This is a genomic window from Alsobacter sp. R-9 (assembly GCF_054612375.1).
Genome location: NZ_JBTSWJ010000036.1, coordinates 1 through 3,271, shown reverse-complemented (window position 1 = coordinate 3,271; position 3,271 = coordinate 1). Strand labels below are relative to the sequence as shown.

At 74.2% G+C, this 3,271-nt stretch carries 2 protein-coding genes; both read left to right on the top strand.

Features of this window, described 5'->3' with window-relative positions:
* Positions 1-3 precede the first annotated feature (3 nt).
* On the top strand, positions 4-1,776 hold the full coding sequence (locus ACX9GQ_RS24970) for a type I secretion system permease/ATPase (protein ID WP_459632306.1): 1,773 nt from the start codon (positions 4-6) through the stop codon (positions 1,774-1,776).
* Positions 1,773-3,271, top strand: a 1,499-nt coding sequence (locus ACX9GQ_RS24965; protein ID WP_459632305.1) for a cadherin-like domain-containing protein, incomplete at its 3' end; no start/stop codon positions are given. The genes ACX9GQ_RS24970 and ACX9GQ_RS24965, both read left to right, overlap by 4 nt.

The following is a 3,271-nucleotide window of genomic DNA, read 5'->3' as shown; positions in this document are numbered from 1 at the left end:
GACATATCGACGGCGAAGCGTCGGGCTGGTGAGGCTTTGACGCGTGGGCTGGGTCCGACGGTTGCGTTCCTGTTCCTGATGTCGGGGCTGATCAGCGTCCTGGCGCTGACGGGCTCGCTGTACATGATGCAGGTTTACGACCGGGCGATCACGAGCGGCAGCGTGCCGACGCTGCTGGCTTTGTCGATCCTGGCGATCGGGCTGTACCTGTTCCAGGGGTTCTTCGACACGATCCGGGCGCAGGTTCTGGTGCGGGTGGGGGCGCGGCTGGACCGTCGCCTGGCGCCTTTGGCGCACAAGGTGGCGATCGAGATGCCGCGGTTCGGGTTCTCGACGGCGGAGGCGCTGGAGCGTGGCCGTGACGTGGACACGGTGCGCTCGTTCCTGGGCGGTCCGGGTCCGGGCGCGCTGTTCGACCTGCCGTGGATCCCGGTGTACCTGGCCTTCGTCTACATGCTGCACCCGTGGCTGGGGATCCTGACGTTCAGCGGCGCCTTCGTGCTGGCGATCCTGACGATCTGCAGCGAGGTGCTGACGCGGCGGCTGGCGACGGCGACGCGTCAGGCGGCGCTGGCGCGCAACACGATCGCGGATTCGAACGCGCGCAACGCCGACGTGGTGAAGGCGATGGGGTTTGCGGGGCGCGCGGTGGCGCGCTTCAACGCGGCCAATGCCGAGCACCTGGTGCTGCAGACGAAGACGAGCGACATCGGCGGGACGCTGTCGGCGACGTCGCGCGTGCTGCGGATGGTGCTGCAGTCGGCGGTGCTGGGTCTTGGCGCGTTCCTGACGATGAAGGGGGAACTGACGGCGGGCTCGATCATGGCGGCGTCTGTGGCGGCGGGGCGTGCGCTGGCGCCGGTGGACCTCGCGATCGCCAACTGGAAGCCGTTCGTGGCGGCGCGCACGGCGTTCCAGCGGCTGCGCGAGACGGTGGTGGCGCTGGTGACGGCGGGCGAGCCGATGGAGCTGCCGCCGGCGCGCCACGCGCTGCAGGTGGAGAAGATCACGGTGGCGGCGCCCTCGACGGGGCAGGTGATCCTGAGCGAGGTGTCGTTCGAGCTCCAGGCGGGGCAGGCGGTGGGGATCATCGGGCCCTCGGGCGGGGGCAAGTCGACGCTGGTGCGGGCGCTGACGAACGTGTGGCCGACGCTGCGCGGGTCGATCCGGCTCGACGGGGCGGACCTGGGGCTGTGGCGGGAGGAGGCGATGGGCCGCAACCTCGGCTACCTGCCGCAGGAGGTGGGGCTTCTGGACGCGACGGTGGAGGAGAACATCGCGCGGTTCGAGGAGAACCCGGACCCGGAGAAGGTGATCGCGGCGGCGAAGGCTGCGGGGGTGCACGACCTGATCGTGCGTCTGCCGCAGGGCTACCGCACGCCGATCGGGCCGCAGGGGACGGCGCTGTCGGCGGGGCAGCGGCAGCGGATCGGCCTGGCGCGGGCGCTGTACGGGGACCCGTTCCTGGTGGTGATGGACGAGCCGAACTCGAACCTCGACGCGGAGGGCGAGGCGGCGCTGAAGGACGCGATCCTGGGGGTGAAGGCGCGGGGCGGGATCGTGGTGGTGGTGGCGCACCGTCCGAGCGCGCTGGCGGCGGTGGACCTCGTGGGGATCGTGCAGAACGGCCGGCTGGCGGCGTTCGGCCCGAAGGACGAGATCTTCGCGCAGGCGAGCCCGGGCCAGGCCCCGGGGCAGGGCCAGCCGCAGGCGCCGGCGGCGGTGCATGCGCTGGGCGGCGGGTCGCCGCGGGAGAGCCGGAGGAAGGTGTCATGATCAAGGTCAAGGCGACGCAGAAGCCGGCGGAGACGGGTGTCGGGCGGTCGAGCTTCGAGACGGGGGTGGAGAAGGCCTCGTCGCTGCCGGCGGCCTTCGCCATGGCGCTGGTGGGGCTGGCGATCTACCTGAAGGGGATCGTGTCGAGCCGGGCGCCGGCGCCGGCGGAGGAGGGCCCGAAGGCGGGCGCGGTGGAGCCGGAGGCGGCGGCGGCGCCGTCGGACGAGGCGCCGGTGGTGCGCGCCATCATCGAGCGGACCGAGGACGAGGAACTGGTGGACGACCGTGCGGCGGGCCCGGACGGGGACGTGATCCACCTGACGAGCCATGCCGGGTTCCGGGCGCGGCTGATGGAGAGCTTCCTGCCGGACCCTGCGCCGGCGATCGCGATGCCGCCGCTGCCGGAGGCGCCGGCGAAGCCACTGTCGAAGGTGGCGCTGGAGGGCGACACGATCGCCTTCAACGACAATGCGCGGCTGTCTGCGGCGCTGGGCGGGGGCGGCGGTGGCGCCGGCTCGGTGCAGCCGTCGGGCGGCGGGGGCGGTGGCGGCAGCTCGTCGACGCCGGGCGAGCGCCCGGAGGAGCACCGCCGCAACCGGGCGCCGCTGGTGACGGGGCCGGTGCTGCTGCGCGACGTGAAGGGCTGCCAGGCGGTGTTCATCCCGTGGGCGGCGCTGCTGGCGGGCGCGGTGGACCCTGACGGGGACCTGCTGCGGGTGCTGCAGGTGCGCGCCTCGCAGGGCGAGGTGACGGTGGGGTCGGACGGGATCACCTACACGCCGCCGGAGCACGGGACGGGGGCGGTGACGCTGAGCTTCGTGGTGAGCGACGGCGAGTTCCAGGTGGCGCAGCAGGCGCGGTTCGCGCTGGTGGAGGCGGACCCGATCGTCGGGACGGACGGCAGCGACTCGCTGGTCGGCACGGCGTGCGGCGACCTGATGGACGGCGCGGCGGGCGACGACACGATCGCGGGGCTGGGCGGGGCGGACCTGATCCTGGGCGGCGACGGGGACGACGCGATCGACGCGGGGGCGGGCAACGACACGGTGCTGGCCGGGGCGGGCGACGACCTCGTGCGGGCGGGCGCGGGCGACGACCTCGTGTGGGGCGGCGACGGCGACGACACGCTGATGGGCGAGGCGGGCAACGACGTGCTCCTGGGCGAGGCGGGCAACGACCGGCTGGAGGGCGGGGACGGCGACGACCAGCTCTTCGGCGGCGCCGGCCACGACGTGCTGGCGGGCGACGCGGGCCGCGACGTGCTCGACGGCGGGGAGGGCGACGACCGTCTCGACGGCGGCGCCGGCCGCGACGTGCTGGAGGGCGGGGCCGGGTCCGACTCGGTGGCGGGCGGGGCGGGCGACGACCTCGTGGTCGGCGACCTGGACGCCGCCGCCGACGTGCTCGACGGCGGCGAGGGCCGCGACGTGCTGGACTACGGCGCCGCGGCGCAGGCGCTCGACATCGACCTCGCGGCGGGCCGCGCCACGGGCCT